Source organism: Streptomyces sp. NPDC044003, from assembly GCF_056435185.1.
The window spans coordinates 405463-423456 of record NZ_JBWKFA010000003.1 but is presented as its reverse complement, the minus strand read 5'-3'; the positions used below and the strand labels follow the sequence as shown (position 1 = coordinate 423456).

Genomic DNA, 17994 nt, shown 5'->3' with positions numbered 1-17994 from the left:
ACCACTCATGAACACCGCCCAGGACAACGCCCGCGTACTGGTGGTCGGCATCGACGGCGTACGCCTCGACCTCCTCCCCGAACTCGACACCCCCCACCTCGACGGGGTCGCCCGCGCGGGCTTCCTGGCCCCCGTCGAGGTGGACGCCGAGACCCCGACGATGTCCGGACCGTGCTGGACCACGATCGTCACCGGCGTCGGCGTCGCCAAGCACGGGGTGTGGGCCAACCGCTTCGACGGCAACCGGCTCGACGTCTTCCCCGACTTCACGACCCGCCTCGCCGCCGAGTGCGGACGGCGGACCTTCGCCGTCGGCGGCTGGGCACCGCTCTTCCTCGCCCAGCAGGGCGGCCCCCTCTTCGTCGCCCCCACCAGGCTCCGCTACATCGCTCCCCGCGAGGACACCCCCGAGGCATGGGAGGAGGTCGACGACCGGGTGACCGTCGACGCGGAACACCTCCTGAGCCTGGACGAGGACCTCCACGCCGGCTTCGTCTATCTGGGCGCCGTCGACGAGACCGCTCACTTCCTCGGCTGCGGCCCGGAATACCGTGCCTCGATCGAGTCCGCGGACCGGCGCCTGGGCCGGCTCCTGGCAGCGGTGCGACGCCGTCCGGAGCACGAGCGGTGGACGATCATCGTGGTCACGGACCACGGCCACCGCGACGAAGGCGGCCACGGGGGACGCAGCCCGCTGGAGCGCACCGCGTGGATCGCCGCGTGCGGTCCGGACGTGACCGCGGGAAGGGCTCCGTCGGCCCTCCACCACGCCGATGTCGCCGCCCAGGTCTACACGTCCCTCGGCATCACCCCCGACCTCCACTGGACGCTGGACGGCACCCCATTCAGCACGTCCGCCGCGCTCACCGCCTGATCCGGCCGAAGGACTTCCGTGCACACCGATCTCCCTCCGTCCTCCCCGACGGACTCCATGGCCGCCTCGCCCTTCGCCGATGACCAGTGGTGGCAGGATCCCGCCGCCCTGCGCGTCGACGGCGCGGCACTCGGCGTCCATGCCACCGGTGGCACCCTCGCCGCCGTCACGGACACCGTCCCGGGGCAGCCGGCGCTCGTGCGCGTCACGGCGAACGCGACGGGCGAGGTGACCGTCCGTCTCGACGTCCCGCTCGGCGACGCCGTCGGCTTCTGGCACCCCGACGCGGGGTGGGAGCGGACACTGCCCGCGGACTGGTCCGCCTGGCGCCCCCTGTCGCTCGTCCGCTCCGCGCCGGTCGGATGCCTGTACGACGCTACGGGGCGCAGCATGCTGGCCTTCGCCACCGACCGTCTGGTCCGGCAGAGCCTGATCCGCTTCGGGGTGTCGGAGGAGCGCAAGCGCTTCGGCGTGTGGCTGCGCTTCCCGCTCACGGCCGGCGAGAACTGTCTCCTGCGCCTCGCCGCCCCCGGCCTCACCGTCGCCGCGGCGCTGCGGGAGCTGCGCGACTGGCTGGCCGGACTCCCGGCCGTCACCCCGTTGCCGGTACCGGACTTCGCCCGCACCCCGGTGTACTCGACCTGGTACGCCTTCACCCAGGACGTCAACGCGGCCGACGTCGAGGCCGAGGCCGCGATCGCGGCGGATCTCGGCTGCGGACAGCTCTTCCTCGACGACGGCTGGCAACTGCACGGCACCGGGCGCGGGTACGCGGGCTGCGGCGACTGGCTGCCCGATCCCGCGAAGTTCCCCGACCTCCCCGGCCACGTCGGGAAGGTCCGGGCCCTCGGACTGCGCCATGTCCTGTGGGTCGCGCCCCTGCTGCTCGGGGGCCACTCGGAGGCCTACAGGGCATGGGCCGGACATGCGCCCCTGTACGTTCCGCATCTGTCCTGCCACGTCCTCGACCCGCGCCACCGCGCCGTACGCGACCACGTCGTCGCCCTCTGCCGCCGCCTCGTCGACGAGAACCGGCTCGACGGGCTCAAGCTCGACTTCCTGGACGAGGCCATGGCGTACGCGGACGCTCCGCCGTCCGGAGCCGGGGAGGCGGGCTACATCGCCGATGTCGGGGACGCCGTGGCCGAGCTGCTGACCGAACTGCGCGACGGCCTGCGGTCCTTGCGCGGGAACGACCTGGTGCTCGAACTGCGCCAGCCGTACACGGGACCGGCCATGACCACGTTCGGCAACGCCCTGCGCGCGTCGGACTGTCCGGCCGACGCGGTCGCCAACCGGGTACGGATCCTGGACGCCGCTCTCCTCGCGCCGGGCGGCGTCGTGCACTCCGACATGCTGATGTGGGCACCCGAGGCGACGCCCGAGACCGTGGCCCGGCACCTCCACGGCGCACTGCACGCCGTCCCCCAGATCTCCACCCGTCTCTCCCGTCTCTCCCCGGCCCACCGGGACACCCTCGCCTTCTGGCTCGCGCACTGGCGCCGGCTACGGCCCGCACTCACCGGCGGCATGTACGAGACGGGGCGGCCGGACGAGCTCTATCCCCACGTCACCGCCCACTCCCCCGCCGAGACGGTGATCACCGCCTACGCCGACAGGGTCCTCAGCCTGCCGCGGGAGCCGTGGCGCGCGCTCACTCTGGTCAACGCGACCCCCCTGTCCCGGCTCCTCGTCGAAGTCCCCGAGCCGGCCGAGCCGGCCGCCGTCCGCGTCCATTCCTTCGGCGCCGACGGCCATCCCCTGCCGCCCACCACGCTACGACTCACCGGCGGAGTCCACAGACTCGACGTACCCCCCTCCGGTCTGTGCCGGCTGACGACGTCCGACTAGGGCCTGTGGTGCGAAAGCGCGGGTCACGGCCATGCGTCGACAGCGGTGATCGGTACCTTCTCCGCAGATTCCTACGCTTGCGGGGTCGGGGGCAGCCGGGCGGCGCCCGAGACGGCGGCGCGCGCTCTCGCCGACAGCCACGTCCCCCGGGTGAGCGTGGGCGAGCTGATCGCCTCGCAGGAGGAGGCCGAGGGCAAGCACCGTCCCGAGCCTCCGAAGGGCTTCAAACGCTTCTTCGGCTAAGGCGTGTCCGGCCGATCACAAAGAGTCGCCGTCGGCAGGTTCTTCATGAGGACCGTGCTGTCGTAGTTGGTGACGTCCCACTGCCAAGTGCCTATCGGCGTGTAGCCATGTCGGCAGTACCAGTCGACGAGCTCTGTTGCTTGTGAGGAGGTATCGATGACGACCTGCGTCGATCCGAGAGCAGCGATGCGTGACTCTGCCAGCGCGAGCAATCGGTGTCCGAGTCCAGTGCCTCGTTGCGGCGGGTCGACCGCCAATTGCCAGAACGAGCCAGCGCCGGCGGGCGCTGGGTATCCAGCCGGAGTGGTGTGAGGAGCTGACACTGTGACGGTGCCGAGCAGTGTGTTCCCGTTCGTCGCGACCCAGCACTCGCCTTTGCTCAGCCGGTGTTGTGTGTCCTGCGGAGTTTGGTAGGAGGCGAAGAAGACCCGTCCAGCGGCAGCGTGGTCTGCGTAGGCGCGGTGGAGCAGGTGCGTCAGGTGCTCCACCGAATCACCTTTGAGGAAGCGCCTGACCTGCACGGTTGCTGACGGACTCGCTTCCGTCGAGTTGATGTTCATCCATGCAGTCAAGCGCACTTCCGGGTTCTGTCCGGCTCGGGCATGTGAGTTGTCTCCGGGTTCGGGCGTTGCTCCGGGCGGTGCGGACCGGCGTTCAATGGTGCGACCTGCCCGAGCGGTTCGGGCCGTGGAAGACGCTCTACGAGCGCGACCGACTGTGGTCGGCCGACGGAACCTGGGAGCGGCTGCTCCAGCAGGTCCAGGCTGCGGCGGACACGGCCGGCGACGTCGACTGGGACGTCTCGGTGGACTCCACGATCGTGCGGGCCCACCAGCACGAGGCCGGAGCCCGCAACGATCCGCCACCTCTCGCGCCGAAGGGGGCCGGGCCGGGAGAACACCAGGGCGAGACGCCGTGGCCAAGCCTCGTCACCCGCCTGGTGGAGGTGGTGCGGGAGGTGAGGGCCTGGGCCGCTCGCGGGGCGGGTTCCCCAGCAAGAACCACTGAGTGCGGACGGCCGCTGCCGCCCGCTGTCCCTGATCGTCACGCCGGGACAGCGGGCGGACTGCACCCACTTCATCCCGGTGCTGGAGAAGATCCGGATTCCCCGGCCCGGACCTGGCCGGCCCCGGAAGAAGCCCGAGTGCCTGGCCGCCGACAAGGCCTACAGCAACGGGCCGTGCCGCGACTACCTGCGCAGACGCGGTATCCGGCACACCATCCCGAAGAAGGCCGACAGCCGGGCCGCCCACCTACGCAAAGGCTCACGTGGCGGACGGCCGCCCGGACAAGCCCTAACTGGGGTCGTTGCGGACCACGCTGGCCGGGCTCCCCGGTCCGAGTCCGCCACTGTACGCCGTCGATCAACTGCCGGCAGGTCCAGGTCCGCGGGCTGCCCGGCTTCTTGTCCACCGGCACGACCGGGACGACAAGGCCGGTCACCTCTCCCAGGAGAGCGCCTCAACCGATGCGATGTCACCCGCCGCCAGCAGTCCGAAGAGCCGGAGAATCTCCTCCCGGGCGACATCGCGCATCTCCCCCGGGGCTACTGCATCCTCGTCAGGGTTCTCCCAGACCAGCAGACCGCCGCCGAAAGCGCTGAGGCACCACCCGCTCTCATGGGTGAGCGAGACGTCGGGGTGCTCGTCATCGGCCTGCGCCAGACCGTCGACCACTCGCCCCATCCTCTCCGGATCAGGCTCGTCGACCGTCCCGCCCATGACGTCGTACATGAAGTAGCTCATTGAGCAATTACCTCAGGCGGTGATCCAAGGGAAAGTACCCCGTGCCACACCCCGGCGGGGCCGGCCCGGAGCGGATACCGCGCCGCGTGCCCTTGCCCTTGCCCTTGCCCTTGCCCTTGCCGGATGTGATGCCAGGGCGAAGCCCTCCGCCATGTGGCTGGTGAGGGCAGGTGCGGTCTGGACGGAACACGGGTGTCCACCCACCATGATCTCAGGGTGTACGCCGACTCCGTTCGGCGGTCATGCACCACGGCGGTCTCGGACGCAGATGGCAGAAGGGGTACTTTTCGTGGCCGACTCCGAAGAGCGTGGTGACGCCCCCGAAGCCGTGGGCAAGACGCGGTTCGACGACATCTACGATCGCCCCGATCCCCGGGCGTACTTCACTCGGCTGGCTCCGCTGGAGTACGAGATCCCGCACCACGCCCAGGCCGTGTTCCGGCGTACGGCCGCCGAGCGCGAGGCCTTGGCGGACGGCGGCGCCGAAAGGCCGACGGTACTGGACGTGTGCTGCTCGTACGGAATCACCGCGGCCCTGCTGAACCACGACGTGACACTGGCCGAGCTCTCCACGCGATACACCAGCCCACGCGCACGGGCGATGTCGACGGACGAGCTCGCCGACTGGGACCGGCAGTTCTACGCCGCGCGACGCCGGACCGACGCGTACCCCGTGTACGGCCTCGACGTAGCGCCTCGTGCGGTCGCCTACGCGCACCGGGTGGGCCTCCTCGACGCAGGGTTCACCGACGACCTCGAACAGTCGAAGCCAGGGCCGGGGCTGAACCACGCACTGGCCCAGGTCGGACTCGTCACCATCAGCGGCGGCGGAAGCTACGTCACCGACCGGACGTTCACCGCGATCCTGGCGGGTGTGCGCCGTCCTCTGTGGGTGAGCGCGTTCGTCCTGCGGACGGTCTCCTACGCGCCGATCGCCGAGGTCCTGACCACACACGGGCTGCACACGAGGAGCGATCCCATGCGGACCTGGCCACAGCGGCTGTTCACCGACGACCGCGAGCAGCAGTACGCGATCGAGACCCTGCGCCGGCAGGGCATCGACCCGACGGGAAGGGAAGACGAGGGCCGCTTCCATGCGGTGCTCTACGAATCCCGTCCCTGAGCAGGCCGCACACCACGAGACCTCGGTAGGCCGGACGGACGCCGGGTGTCGTACGACGGCAGGGTCAGGTGGCGGCGCAGTCGAGGGGGCCTCCCCCGGGTGAAGGCTCCTGTAAACAGCGCTCGTCCGATGACCGCACCGCCGATTCCGTCCCGTCGCCGGACGGCCCGCAGGTCATCGAGACCGGCGGCGATGACGGTCGCGTCGCTACGGCTGGCGACTTCTTCGAGCGCCGCACGGTGGGGGCCACGCGAACGGCTCCGCCACCGAGGTCGGGCGCGCCCTGTACTGCCACGCCAACACCGTGCGCTACCGCAGCTCATCGGCGGCGCGTTCTCCACGCCGCTCGTTGCCCTCGCCCAGGCCGCCGCGATCGCGCCCCCGATGCCGAACCCGGACGACTCACGGTCAGAGGTCGACGGCGACCTCCGCTCCCAGCGGGTACGCCAACCTCCTCGGCGACCTGTTCCAGCCTCTGCCGTCCGGCGGATCCCTGTCCCGCACGGGCGTCGCCGTCTCGGCCGGGACCCGTTACGCGCTGGGTGGCCGGCTGATCCTGCGCGACGTACAGCCCTCGCTCGTACGACTCCTGGAACGCTCCGGACTGACTCGACGCCTCGGCGACGGCGGGGTCGTACCGGCGACGCCGGAAGTGTTGTCGGTGGACGGCCGCCCGGACAGAAGACGTCGGTGTTGCGAGTCGCAGGTCGTCCGCCCCTCACCTAGTCTCATGTGCGAAGTCTGGCCTGTTGCCCGACACGACCGGCGTAACCACTACACGTCTGCTCACTGGCCGGTATCGCGCACGAGGGCGACACCGGCGTCCCGACACGCCTCCTGGACGAGCCCGAACCGTTTTCCCCGTCGTCACCCCGTGACGGAACACGACAAGAGGAGCGCACTGTGATCGAGAAGCTTGAGGACATGCCCACCGGCGTCATCGGATTCGAGGTCTCCGGAAAGATCTCCGCCGAGGACTACCGGGACACCGTCCTGCCCGCGGTCACCGAAGCCGCGCAGGCCGGCGACGTCCGGTTCCTGCTGGTCGTGAAGGACTTCGACGGCATGTCCGGCGGGGCCCTCTGGCAGGACCTCAAGCTCGGCGTCGAGCACCTGCGTGCCTGGAAGCGCATCGCGCTGGTCACCGACCTGGAGTGGATGACTCACCTCACCTCCCTCTTCGGCTGGATGACGCCGGGCGAGACGAAGACCTTCCCCCTCGCCGCCCGAGACGAGGCGCTCGCCTGGGTCGCTGGCTGATCCCCGCCGATCGCTCCCCGTGCCGGACGACGGCGCGGGGACCCGCTGGTTTCGGCGGGCGCATGCCCTGGCGGTGCTCCTAGCAGGGAACGCGGCTGCGGTCTGCGCGGCGGTCGCGACGTGGCCGATCGCGCACCATGACCTGGTTGGTCAGGCTCCAGGAGACGGGCGAGCCCTTCTCGCGGCTGGTGCGCTCGACGCGGCGGCAACGGCCCCGTCCGCGTCCTCCGGGGCGGCGTGCGGGGCGTGGTCGGTCGCCTGTCCGTCGTGCGGCGACGCGGCCTCGATGACGTCCTGACCTGCTTCTCCCCCCGGTAAAAGGGGTGCGGTACTCCCGGACCTATGGCACCGCGTCCGGGCGCCGTCATGCCGGTGGGCCGGACCGGTGAGACAGTGGAGCGGAGGACTGCTCGCTCGATCCGGAGGTGCGCTGCCGATGGACACCGTTCTCGTCACGGGCGGCACCGGGCACCTGGGGCGGGACGTGGTCGCCAGGCTGAAGCCGTCGCACCGCGTGCGCGTGCTCGCCCGTTCACCGGGATCGGATCCCGATGTGGAGTGGTTCCGGGGAGACCTCGCCACCGGCGAGGGGATCGCGGCGGCGGTGTCCGGGGCGCACGTCGTCGTGCACGCGGCAACACTCTCCCCGGCCGCCCGGCGCGGATTCCTCCTGCCGGTCGACTTCTGGCGCAGCCCCCCGGAGGTCGACGTCTACGGCACCCGCCGCCTGCTCGACGCGGCCGCGCGGGCCGGGGTGGCCCACTTCGCCTATGTGTCCATCGTCGGCGTCGACCGGGCCCGCATCCCGTACATGCGTGTCAAGTACACCGCCGAGGAGCTGGTACGCACCGGACCGGTGCCGTGGTCGATCCTGCGGGCCACCCAGTTCCACTGGCTGACCGACCGGATGCTGGGCAAGGCGGCCCGGCTGCCCGTCGTGGCGTTGCCCACCGATCTGCAGACCCAGCCGGCGGACTCGCGCGACTTCGCGGACCACCTCGCCGAACGCGTCACCGAAGGCCCGGGCGGGCGGTGCGTGGACTTCGGAGGGCCGGAGGTGCTCACGCTCGGCGACGTCCTCGCGTCGTGGCAGCGGATTCGCGGCAGGAAGCGACGGCTGCTGCGTCTCCCGGTACCGTCCGCGGTCGAGCGTGCGGCCCGCGACCTCACGTGCCCCGAGGGCGAGCGGGGCACCACCACCTGGTCCGAGTGGCTCCGCACCCACCCGCCGGAGTGAGCCACTTGAAGGGGATCCCGTTCACTCCCTACGACGGCGCGTCGCCGACCGACCGACCGCATCACTATCCTGGGCATCCCCCAGCCTTGAGCCCTCTCCCGGAGACTCCCCGATGCACCCTGACGTGGAACGACTCACCCACGTCGTCCCGCCGCCTGCGGAGCGTCACCCGCAGGACTGGCCCGAGGTCGAGGCCCGCCTGAACCGGGCCCTGCCGGAGGACTTCAAAGACCTCGTCGACACCTACGGCGGGGGTGTCTTCGACGAGACGATCTGGATCCTGGAACCCGACTGCGCCGACTCCGCCTACGACCTCCTGGCCATGAAGGAGGAGCGCGCCGAGGTGCTGGCCCGGCTGTGGGAGCTCGGTCCCGAGCCCCGTCCCGAGCAGCTGGAGGCCGAGGGAGCGGGGCTGCTCCCCTTCGCGTACATCGAGGGGACCGGCGCCTGTCTCTACTGGCTCACCGGTGAGGACGTGCGCCCCGAGGACTGGACCGTCCTGGCGAACGCGGGCCGTGGACCGGAGTGGGAGTACCACCCGGTGCCCGGCACCCGGTTCATCCTGTCCGTGCTCACCGGCGCGATCCGCTCCGACATCCTCGACAACCTGCCGGTCGACGACCACACCTTCGATCCGAACGACGAGATCCTGGGCGGCGACTGACGGGCCGTCGACCGTCACCGGCCGTCACCCCCGGCCGTCGCGGAGCAGGGGGCTCAGCCCTGGGGCAGGGCGGCGTCACCGAGCCAGTACGCCGCGACCAGGGCGAGTTCGAGTTCGAGCCGGTCGTCTTCCAGAGGGCGGCCTCGCTGTTCGACGGCCCGGGCGACGCGGTACTTCACGGTGTTCTTGTGGATGTGCAAGCGGTCGGCCGCGGCGGCGAGGCTGCCGCGTTCCTGCAGCAGGGCGAGCAACGTCTCGCGCAGCCGGGCCGCGCTCTCGGTCCGTGCGGCCAGGTCGCCCAGCGCGTCGGTGACCAGGCGGCGGGTGCGGGGCAGGTCGGCGGCGAGCATCGCCGCCGCGCGGACGGCCGCGTCGGTGTAGCCGACGACGGCGGCCGGTTCGCCGCTGCCGATCGTGGCCACGCGGAAGGCCTGGAGGGCGTCCTCGTGGGTGTGCCGGAAGCCGGCCAGTCCGGTGGCCGGGACACCGAAGGCGGCGTGGACGCGCGGTGTCGTCCGTTCGAGGGCCGCGGCGGCGGCATCCAGATCGACCTCGGTATCGGCGTCGGCCCTGGTCGCCGGGCCGAGCGGGAACCAGACCCAGGCCGTGGCACGGTCCTTCGGCCAGAAGACCGGAGTGCCGGCAGTGCCGAAGGCCTGCGCCAGCCGACCGGCGGCGGTCTCCAGCTGGGGCAGGTCGCCGGGGTCGTCGTGTCCGCTCGCGGTCCACAGCACGGCGCCCAGGTGCTGCCGGCGCAGCCGGATGCCCAGGGCGGTCTCGACGGTGGCCTCCTCGACGGTCTCGCCGGCGAGGATGCGTTGGAGGATCTCGGCGCGGACGGTGCCGCGGTGGGAGAGCCAGCGCTCGCGCTCCGCCTGGTACTCGTCGATGACCTGCTCGGAGACCGTGTCGATGTAGACGTAGTGCAGCCCGAGCAGCGAGCGGACGCCGGCCAGTGCGCGGGCCGGGGAAGGGTACTGCCGGGTGAGTTCCTCGACGCACCAGCGGAAGTGCAGGTACTGGCCGAGCCGGTAGGCCCGTACCAGCGCGGTGACCGCGACGCCGCGCTGGGCGAGCCGACGCGCGTACTCCCGTGCCTCCGCGGGGGCCGCGAGCCCGGTGAGATCCAGGTCGCCGTGGTAGAGGGGTACTACCGCACGCAGGTTGCTCTCCACGCTGCGCGAGAGGAGAACCGCCGTCATGCGGTCGTCCGGCAGCTCCGGGATCTCTTCCTTGATGGCCGCGACCAAGGCCGCGGTGAGCTCCGACAGCTGTGCGTCGATGGCGGTGCCGATCACGCCGACGTCGGCCGGCACCTCGACGTCGTGTGGCCCTGTCATCGTGGCACCTCCATGGCTGCTGTCCTGAGTTCGCGGCGGCTGCGTAGTACGTCTCCACGTCTCCACGTCTCCCGCCTCCGGTGGCCTGCGGGGAGACGATCACCGGAGGCGGGAGAGCTTACGCCCCGGCCTTCAGCAGCGCGGTCATGAGTGACGTGTCGACGGCCCGGCCGTTCCCTTCCGCGGACGCCCACCTTGTGGTGGCGGCGGTCACGGCGGGAGTCCTTCATGAGGAGCGCCGACACGGCCAGGGGTACGCCGGTCGCGGCGGCCGTCGAGAACCCGGGGATCTGCGCCGGCGCCGTGGCCGCCCGCCCGCCGGCCCCGGCGGGTACCGGCGCCGTGGACACCGTGCCCGGCCGGCCCTGGCGGGTGCCGCCGCAGTGGCCACCGTGCCCCGCCGGCCCCCGGCCGGCGCCGGTGGCGGCTGCGAAGAGCGACTGGCTCTCGACTCAGCCATGCGCTCGGCCGGGGCCCGTCCCGCGGCACGGGGGAACCGCTCGCCCATCATCACCGCAGGAGCCGCCCCGCGAATCGTTCCGCCGGCACCAGATCGGCCCGATTCCTTGTCCCCCCGGGCCAGTGTCGCCGGTCACAAGGCTTCCTACCTTCGACCCATCAGCCCCTCGAAGGACAGGAGCCTCCCATGACGTCCCTGGCGTATCTGCCCTGGTACGCGGACCCGGCCCATGCCGACCGCCCATGTGTCCGCGACGACCGGCACGAGCTCACGTACGCGGAGTTCGCCGCCTGGGTCGAGGCGGCGGCCGAGCAGTTCGCCGAACGCGGCATCGGCCCCGGGTCGGTCGTGGCGGTGATGCTCCCCAACCGCGTCGAGCTGCTGGTCGCGATGGCCGCCGCCTGGCGGCTCGGCGCGGCCGCCACCCCGATCAACCCGGCCTTCACCGCCGATGAGGCCGCCTACCAGATCACGGACGCCGACACCGCCCTGGTCGTGAACCTCGGTCCCGACGCCCCCGACGGCGACAGGCCCTCCCTCACCGCCGACGAGCTGCGGCGCACTCCCACGGGCACACCGCTGCCCCCGGCACGGACGTCACCGGACGAGCTGGCGCTGCTGGTCTACACGAGCGGGTCGACGGGCCGGCCCAAGGGCGTGATGCTCGACCACGCCAACCTCGACGCCATGACGGCGATGATGGTGGACGCCATGCGGACCACCGCCGACGACCACTGCCTGCTGTTCCTGCCGCTCTTCCACGTCAACGCGATCTGCGCGAGCTTCCTGTCGCCCTTGCGCTGCGGCGCCCGGCTCACGGTGATGGGCCGGTTCACCGTCGACGCCTTCCTCGACGCCGTCGAGCGCCACCGCCCCACGTACTTCTCGGGCGTGCCCACCGTCTACGCGATGCTGCTCGCCCAGCCGCGCGACGCCGACTTCTCCTCGGTGCGCTTCGCCGTCTGCGGTGCCGCGCCGGCCTCCAAGGAGCTGTTGGACGCGGTCGAGAAGCGCTTCGGGTTCGCGCTGGCCGAGGGCTACGGGCTGACGGAGTGCACGTGTGCCGCGACCACCAACCTGTGGTGGGACGAGCGCAGGGCCGGCACGGTCGGCCCCGCCTTCCCCGGCGTTCGGGTGGAGGTCGTGGACTCCGACGGCACGATCCTGCCGCGCGGTGAACGCGGCGAGGTGGTCGTCGAAGGACCGAACGTGATGCGCGGATATCTGAACCGTCCGGAGGAGACCGCCGCGGCCCTGCGCGGCGGCCGGCTGCACACCGGCGACGTCGGCGTCATCGACGACGACGGCTACCTGCGCATCGTCGACCGCATCAAGGACCTCATCATCCGCGGCGGCGAGAACATCTACCCCAAGGAGATCGAGGCGGTCCTGCTCGCGGTGGACGGCGTGTACGAGGCCGCCGTCATCGGGCAGAGCGACGAGCGGTTCGGTGAGGTCCCCGTCGCCTACGTGGCCCTCCTCCCCGGCGCCGCCGTCACCCCCGAGGCGCTGCTCGAGGCCTGCGCCGCGAAGCTCGCCCGTTACAAGGTGCCGGTCGGCGTGCGCGTCCTGGAGGCCGTCCCCAAGAACCCCGTCGGCAAGATCGACAAGCCCGCGCTGCGCCGCCGGCACCGGACCGTCACCACGGGAGCGTGACTCATGCCTTTCAAGACGCCCGTCTTCCCCGCCGTGGACCCCGAGGAGTTCCTGCGGCGCCCGTTCCTGGAACGGATCAAGGTCCTGACGACGTTCTGGGCAGGCCACGGCTTCGGCAGCCCCTGGGCCCTGCACCTGCTCTACGTCCTCAAGCTGGTCGGCCTCTCCGCCATCGGCGGCCTGCTGATCGTGACCACCACCTCCGACGTCGGCGGCCTGCTCGACGTGGGGCGCTGGTGGGACGAGCCGGTCGTCTACCAGAAGCTGGTGCTGTGGGTGGCCCTCCTGGAGGTGATCGGACTCGGCGGCGCCTGGGGCCCGCTGACCGGCCACTTCAAGCCCATGTACGGCGGGGCGCGCTACTGGCTGCGGCCCGGCACGATCCGGCTGCCACCGTGGCCGCGCGTCGTCCCGTTCACCCGGGGTGACCGGCGCGGGATCGTCGACACCCTGCTGTACGCCGCGATCCTGCTCAGCCTGGCCGTGGCACTCGCGCTCCCCGGCGTGGACACGGCATCGCTGTCCGCGGCCCGCCCGGAGGTGACCGGCGGCCTGGTCGACCCGGTGCTGTTCGCCGTCCCGGCCGCTCTCCTCGTCCTCCTCGGCCTGCGGGACAAGCTGGTCTTCCTGGCGGCGCGGGGCGAGCAGTACGTGCCGGTGATGCTCGCCTGCTCCCTGCTCGACTTCACCGACATGATCATCGCGGCGAAGCTGATCATCGTCATCGTGTGGGTGGGCGCCGCCGTCTCGAAGTTCACCCGCCACTTCTCCTTCGTCGTTCCCCCGATGGTGTCGAACGCCCCGTTCATGCCGAAGTCGGTCCGGCTCAAGCACTACCGCAACGCTCCCGAGGATCTGCGCCCTTCGCGTCTGGCCCACTTCATGGCCCATGTCATGGGCACCCTCGCCGAGTTCGTCGTCCCGCTCGTGCTGCTGTTCAGCACCCATCGGACGGTCACCCTCATCGCCGTCGCCGGCATGGTGGCCTTCCACCTGTTCATCACGTCCACGTTCCCGCTGGCGGTGCCGCTGGAGTGGAACGTCCTCTTCGCCTACATCGGGATCTTCCTGTTCGCCGGCCACCCCAACCAGGACGGTTACGGCGTGCTCGACTTCAGCGAGCCGTGGATGCTGCCGGTGATCGCGGGCGCCCTGCTCTTCTTCCCCGTCCTCGGCAACCTCCGCCCCGACCTGGTGTCCTTCCTGCCGTCGATGAGGCAGTACGCGGGCAACTGGGCGTCGGCGGTCTGGGCGCTGGCGCCGGGGGCCGAGGAGCGCCTCGGCGAACTACCCGTCCCCGTCGGGCCCCACAGCAAGCAGCTGCAGGCCCTCGGCTACACCGCCGAGCAGGCCGAGATGGCCATGACCATGTTCATCGCCTGGCGCTCGATGCACACCCAGGGCAAGGGCCTGCTGTCGGTGGCGCAGACCTACCTCGGGGACGCTCTCGACACGTACACCGTGCGCGAGGGCGAGATGGGCGCCAATCTGATCCTCGGCTGGAACTTCGGTGACGGGCACCTCCACGACGACCAGCTGATCGAGGCGGTCCAGCGGCGGGTGCACTTCGCGCCGGGCGATCTTGTGGTCTTCTGGGTGGAGTCCCAGCCGATCCACCGGCCCTGGCAGGAGTACTTCGTGATGGACGCCGCCCTGGGCATCGTCGAAAGAGGCCGCTGGGAGGTGCGCGACCTCGTCGACCAGCAGCCCTGGCTGCCGAACGGGCCCATCCCGCTCCAGGTCACCTGGCGTCACCCCGAGCACCACCCGGCCCACCGGGCCGCGAACGGGAAGGAGGCCGTCGCATGACGACGGCAGTCGTGGTCGGCAGCGGGCCCAACGGGCTCGCCGCCGCCCTCACCCTCGCCGCCGAAGGCGTCCACGTCCGGGTCATCGAGGCCTCGGACGTCCTCGGCGGCGGCACCCGCTCCAGCGAACTGACCCTGCCCGGCCTCATCCACGACGAATGCTCCGGCATGCACCCCCTGGGTCCCGGCTCGGCCTTCGCCCAGCGGTTCGACCTGGCCGGGGCCGGCCTGACCTGGCGCTGGGCACCCACCGAGTTCTCCCACCCCCTCGACGGCGGACGCGGCGCGGTGGCCGTCCGCTCCGTCACCGGGACGGCGGCCGGGCTCGGGGCGGGCGGCTCCGGCTGGAAGGCCGTCTTCGGCCCCCTCACCGAGCGGTTCGGGACGATCAGCCAGGAGTTCCTCCAGCCGGTTCTCCACATCCCGCGCCACCCGTTCCACCTGGCCCGGCTCGGCGCGTACGGCGGCCTGCCCGCCACGCTGCTCGCCCGCCGCTTCGGCTCGCCCGAGGCCCAGGCCCTGTGGAGCGGCACGGCGGCGCACAGCTTCCGGCCGCTGAACACGCTGTTCTCCTCCGCCATCGGGGTCGCGCTGACCACGGCCGCGCACGCCTACGGCTGGCCGGTCGCCGAGGGCGGTTCGGCCGGCATCCGGGACGCGATCGTCCGCCGCGCGACCGAGTACGGAGTGCGGTTCGAGACCGGCCGCCGGGTGACCTCGCTGGACGAACTGGAGGGCCCGGACCTCGTCATGCTGGACACCTCGCCGTCCGCCGCCGCCCGGATCGCGGGCGACCGGCTGCCGCCCGGGGTGCGCCGGGCGTACACCAGGTACCGGCACGGGCCCGGCGCGTTCAAGGTCGACTACGCCGTCGAGGGCGGCGTGCCCTGGACGCACGAGGGCTCGCGCTCCGCCGGCACCGTGCACCTGGGCGGCAGCGTCGCGGAGATCGCCGCCGCCGAGAAGGACGTGGCGGCCGGCCGGATGCCCGAGCGGCCGTTCGTACTCGTCGGCCAGCAGTACCTGGCCGACAAGACCCGCTCGGCGGGCGATGTGCACCCGCTCTACGCGTACGCCCACGTGCCCGCCGGCTTCACCGGCGACGCCACCGGGGCGATCACCGCGCAGATCGAGCGGTACGCCCCCGGCTTCCGCGACCGCATCCGGGCCGTGCACGTGCGCAGCACCAGGGACATGAGCCGACACAACGAGAACTACGTCGGCGGCGACATCGTGACCGGCGCCAACGACCCCCTGCAGCTGGTCTTCCGGCCGCGCGTGGCGCTCGACCCGTACGCCACGGGCATCCCCGGCGTCTACCTGTGCTCGGCCGCGACTCCGCCCGGAGCCGGCGCGCACGGCATGTGCGGCTACAACGCCGCCCGCCGCGCACTGGCACGCCTCTGACCCACCGGGGCCGTCGCCAAGGTCTCGATCACCATGGCCTGCCGCCGCTTCCGTGGCGCGGCAGGCCGGGCAGCGGGAGTTCGATGCGGAAGATGCAGCCCTCGTCCGGGGCGGTGGTGAGGGTGAGGTGGCCGTCGTGGGCGGTGACGAGGGCATGGGCGATGGCGAGGCCGAGGCCGGAGCCGCCGGTGGTGCGGGCGCGGGAGTCGTCGGTGCGGTAGAAGCGGTCGAAGACACGGTCGCGTTCGGCCGGGGTGAGACCCGGACCCTCGTCGGCGACTTCGAGGACGGCTCGGTCGTCGACGGTGCCGACGCCGATGCGGATCGGTGTGCCGGGCGGTGTGTGGGCGACGGCGTTGCCGATGAGGTTGGTGACGACCTGGCGGAGGCGGGCCTCGTCGGCGACGGCGGGAGCGGTGACGGGCTTTCCACCGCCGGGGCCGGTGAGGGTGACGGGGCGGGTGGCGTCCAGGGCGCGTACGTCGTGGAGGGCGTCGGCGGCCAGGGTACGCAGGTCCATGGGGGCGAGATCGAGAGCGAGGGCCGGTTCCTGGCCGGGGGCCGCGTGCTCGGCGTCCTCGTCGAGGCGGGCCAGGAGGAACATCTCCTCCACCAGCCGGGTGAGGCGTTCGGACTCGGCGGCGATCCGGGTCATGGTCTGGTCGACGTCCTCGCGGGTCGGCAGGGCGCCCATCCGGTAGAGGTCGGTGTAGCCCTTGATGCCGACGAGCGGCGTGCGGAGTTCGTGTCCGGCGTCGGCGAAGAAGCGGCGGGTGCGGGCCTCGGCTTCCGCGCGGGCCTGGAAGGCGGTGTCGATCCGGTCGAGCATCTGGTTGAGACAGGCGGTCAGGTGGCCCACCTCGGTGTGGGGGGCGGCCAGTTCGGGGACGCGATGGGAGTAGTCGCCGGCGGTGATGGAGGTCGCGGTCTCCTCGATGCGGGTCAGGGGACGCAGTCCGGAGCGGACGGCGAACCAGCCGGCGGCGGTGAGGAGCGCGAGCAGGGCGGCGCCGACCGTCAGGGAGAGGTTGCGGGTCTTGACGACGGTGCGTTCGACCTCGTCGAGGGAGGTCGCCACGACGACGCTGCCCCGCGTGTCGGAGCGCTCGGGCGGGAAGACCTGGGCGGGCTGGGCGAAGGCGATGACGCGCCACTCGTGGTCGCCGTCCTTGGCGGGGACGGTGAAGGGACGGCCCTGGTGGGCGAGGACGGCCGTGCGGTCGAGGGCCGGGAGTTCCGGTCCGCCGCCCGGGGGCGCGGTGCTCGCGTCGAAGGCCCTGCGGGTCGCTCCGTCGTCGTCGAGGTAGGTCACGGTGGTGTCGCCGAGGACGCTCAGGGCCCGCACGCTCGGCGGGGTGTCGGTGCCGGCGGGCGGGGCGAGACGGGCGGCGATCTGGCCGGTGAGGACGAGCCGGTCGTCGACGCGGTCCTGGAGGTAACCGCGCAGGGCCGTGGTGACGATGACGCCGGTACCGAGGAGGCCGACCGCGACAAGGGCGATGGAGAGGCACAGCAGGCGGGTGCGGAGGGACAGCCTGCTGGGCCGCCGGCGCCCGGTCCGCCACGAGGCGGGGCGCTTCACGGCCGGGGCTCGCGGATCACATAGCCGACGCCCCGGACGGTGTGGATCAGCTTGGGCTCGACCCGGTCGACCTTGCGGCGCAGGTAGCTGATGTACGTGTCGACGATGCTGGGGTCGCCGCCGAAGTCGTACTCCCAGACACGGTCCAGGATCTGGCTCTTCGTCACGGTCCGTTCGGCGTTGGCGACGAGGAAGTGCAGGAGGCGGAACTCGGTCGGGGACAGGCGCACGGTCCGTCCGGCGCGGGTGACGTGGTGGCTGTCGGGTTCCAGTGCCAGATCCCCGACAGTGAGCCGGGCGGGCTGCTCTCCCCGGGTGCGGCGCAGGACGGCCTGGATGCGGGCGATGAGTTCTTCGAGGTCGAAGGGTTTGGTGACGTAGTCGTCGCCGCCGAGGCGCAGGCCGTGCAGGCGGTCCTGGCGGTCGTCTCGGGCGGTGACGAAGAGGACGGGCACGTCGCCGCCCTGTCCGGGCAGGGGGGAGCGGGGCCGCTCCCGCAGTCGGCGGATCACCTCGAAGCCGTCCATGTCCGGGAGCATGACGTCGAGCAGGACGAGGTCGGGGGTGCGGGCGGCGGCCAGGTCGAGTGCCTCCCGGCCGGTGGCAGCGGCGTCGACGTCGAAGCCCGCGTAGCGCAGCGCGGTGCGCAGCAGTTCCCGGACCGTGGGTTCGTCGTCGACGACGAGCAGGTGGTGCCGGTCGGGGCGACCCGCCGAGCGGGCTGGGGGTGTCGGTGCCGCCATG

The 17994-nt window shown here is 71.9% G+C and carries 14 protein-coding genes and 2 pseudogenes; 11 read left to right on the top strand and 5 right to left on the bottom strand.

The window, feature by feature from the left end; all coding sequences use genetic code 11:
* Positions 1–7 precede the first annotated feature (7 nt).
* The gene (locus tag AC07AW_RS13995; protein ID WP_478815678.1) at positions 8–874 is read left to right on the top strand and encodes an alkaline phosphatase family protein; all 867 of its coding nucleotides are present in this window, start codon (positions 8–10) and stop codon (positions 872–874) included.
* A gap of 18 nt (positions 875–892) precedes the next feature.
* Positions 893–2725 carry a glycoside hydrolase family 36 protein gene (locus AC07AW_RS13990; protein WP_478815677.1) on the top strand — a complete coding sequence of 611 codons (1833 nt, stop codon included), beginning with the start codon at positions 893–895 and terminating at the stop codon, positions 2723–2725.
* Positions 2726–2964: 239 nt separating this feature from the next.
* On the opposite strand, the gene AC07AW_RS13985 is transcribed toward AC07AW_RS13990, so the two are convergent.
* On the bottom strand, positions 2965–3528 hold the full coding sequence (locus AC07AW_RS13985; RefSeq protein WP_478815676.1) for a GNAT family N-acetyltransferase: 564 nt from the start codon (positions 3526–3528) through the stop codon (positions 2965–2967).
* 2 nt (positions 3529–3530) lie between these two features.
* On the opposite strand from AC07AW_RS13985, the pseudogene AC07AW_RS13980 reads away from it, so the two are divergent.
* Both AC07AW_RS13980 and AC07AW_RS13975 read left to right on the top strand, forming a co-directional pair.
* Positions 3531–3704 (top strand): annotated as a pseudogene (locus AC07AW_RS13980) (transposase); the annotation flags it as partial.
* Positions 3705–3972: 268 nt separating this feature from the next.
* Positions 3973–4218 (top strand): annotated as a pseudogene (locus AC07AW_RS13975) (transposase); the annotation flags it as partial.
* Positions 4219–4407: 189 nt separating this feature from the next.
* Here the strand turns inward: AC07AW_RS13975 and AC07AW_RS13970 are convergent.
* Positions 4408–4713 carry a hypothetical protein gene (locus AC07AW_RS13970; protein WP_478816274.1) on the bottom strand — a complete coding sequence of 102 codons (306 nt, stop codon included), beginning with the start codon at positions 4711–4713 and terminating at the stop codon, positions 4408–4410.
* Positions 4714–5002: 289 nt separating this feature from the next.
* Here AC07AW_RS13970 and AC07AW_RS13965 point away from each other — a divergent pair, with 289 nt between their 5' ends.
* The 4 genes from AC07AW_RS13965 (at position 5003) to AC07AW_RS13950 (ending at position 8997) form a co-directional block, all read left to right on the top strand.
* Positions 5003–5836, top strand: a complete 834-nt coding sequence (locus tag AC07AW_RS13965; RefSeq protein ID WP_478815675.1) for a hypothetical protein — start codon at positions 5003–5005, stop codon at positions 5834–5836.
* A 903-nt stretch (positions 5837–6739) separates the two neighbouring features.
* Entirely contained in the window at positions 6740–7096 is a 357-nt protein-coding gene (locus AC07AW_RS13960; RefSeq protein ID WP_478815674.1) for a SpoIIAA family protein, read from the top strand.
* Between the two features lie 436 nt (positions 7097–7532).
* Positions 7533–8333: an SDR family oxidoreductase gene (locus AC07AW_RS13955; RefSeq protein ID WP_478815673.1), complete on the top strand. Its 801-nt coding sequence runs from the start codon at positions 7533–7535 to the stop codon at positions 8331–8333.
* A gap of 124 nt (positions 8334–8457) precedes the next feature.
* On the top strand, positions 8458–8997 hold the full coding sequence (locus tag AC07AW_RS13950; RefSeq protein WP_478815672.1) for an SMI1/KNR4 family protein: 540 nt from the start codon (positions 8458–8460) through the stop codon (positions 8995–8997).
* A 53-nt stretch (positions 8998–9050) separates the two neighbouring features.
* On the opposite strand, the gene AC07AW_RS13945 is transcribed toward AC07AW_RS13950, so the two are convergent.
* Positions 9051–10337 carry a PucR family transcriptional regulator gene (locus AC07AW_RS13945; protein WP_478815671.1) on the bottom strand — a complete coding sequence of 429 codons (1287 nt, stop codon included), beginning with the start codon at positions 10335–10337 and terminating at the stop codon, positions 9051–9053.
* Positions 10338–10983: 646 nt separating this feature from the next.
* On the opposite strand from AC07AW_RS13945, the gene AC07AW_RS13940 reads away from it, so the two are divergent.
* The 3 genes from AC07AW_RS13940 to AC07AW_RS13930 are packed head-to-tail and all read left to right on the top strand — an operon-like array spanning position 10984 to position 15668.
* Positions 10984–12453, top strand: coding sequence for a class I adenylate-forming enzyme family protein (locus AC07AW_RS13940; RefSeq protein ID WP_478815670.1), 1470 nt, complete (start codon positions 10984–10986; stop codon positions 12451–12453).
* Between the two features lie 3 nt (positions 12454–12456).
* A complete protein-coding gene (locus AC07AW_RS13935; RefSeq protein WP_478815669.1) occupies positions 12457–14262 on the top strand; it encodes a DUF3556 domain-containing protein in 1806 nt (601 codons plus the stop codon).
* A complete protein-coding gene (locus AC07AW_RS13930; RefSeq protein ID WP_478815668.1) occupies positions 14259–15668 on the top strand; it encodes a phytoene desaturase family protein in 1410 nt (469 codons plus the stop codon). Before AC07AW_RS13935 ends, AC07AW_RS13930 begins: the two co-directional genes overlap by 4 nt.
* A 28-nt stretch (positions 15669–15696) precedes the next feature.
* Here the strand turns inward: AC07AW_RS13930 and AC07AW_RS13925 are convergent, their stop codons facing one another.
* Together AC07AW_RS13925 and AC07AW_RS13920 are read right to left on the bottom strand one after the other, a co-directional pair.
* On the bottom strand, positions 15697–17250 hold the full coding sequence (locus AC07AW_RS13925; protein WP_478815667.1) for a HAMP domain-containing sensor histidine kinase: 1554 nt from the start codon (positions 17248–17250) through the stop codon (positions 15697–15699).
* The gene (locus AC07AW_RS13920; protein WP_478815666.1) at positions 17247–17993 is read right to left on the bottom strand and encodes a response regulator transcription factor; all 747 of its coding nucleotides are present in this window, start codon (positions 17991–17993) and stop codon (positions 17247–17249) included. The genes AC07AW_RS13925 and AC07AW_RS13920 overlap by 4 nt, the downstream gene beginning before the upstream one ends.
* Position 17994 lies beyond the last annotated feature (1 nt).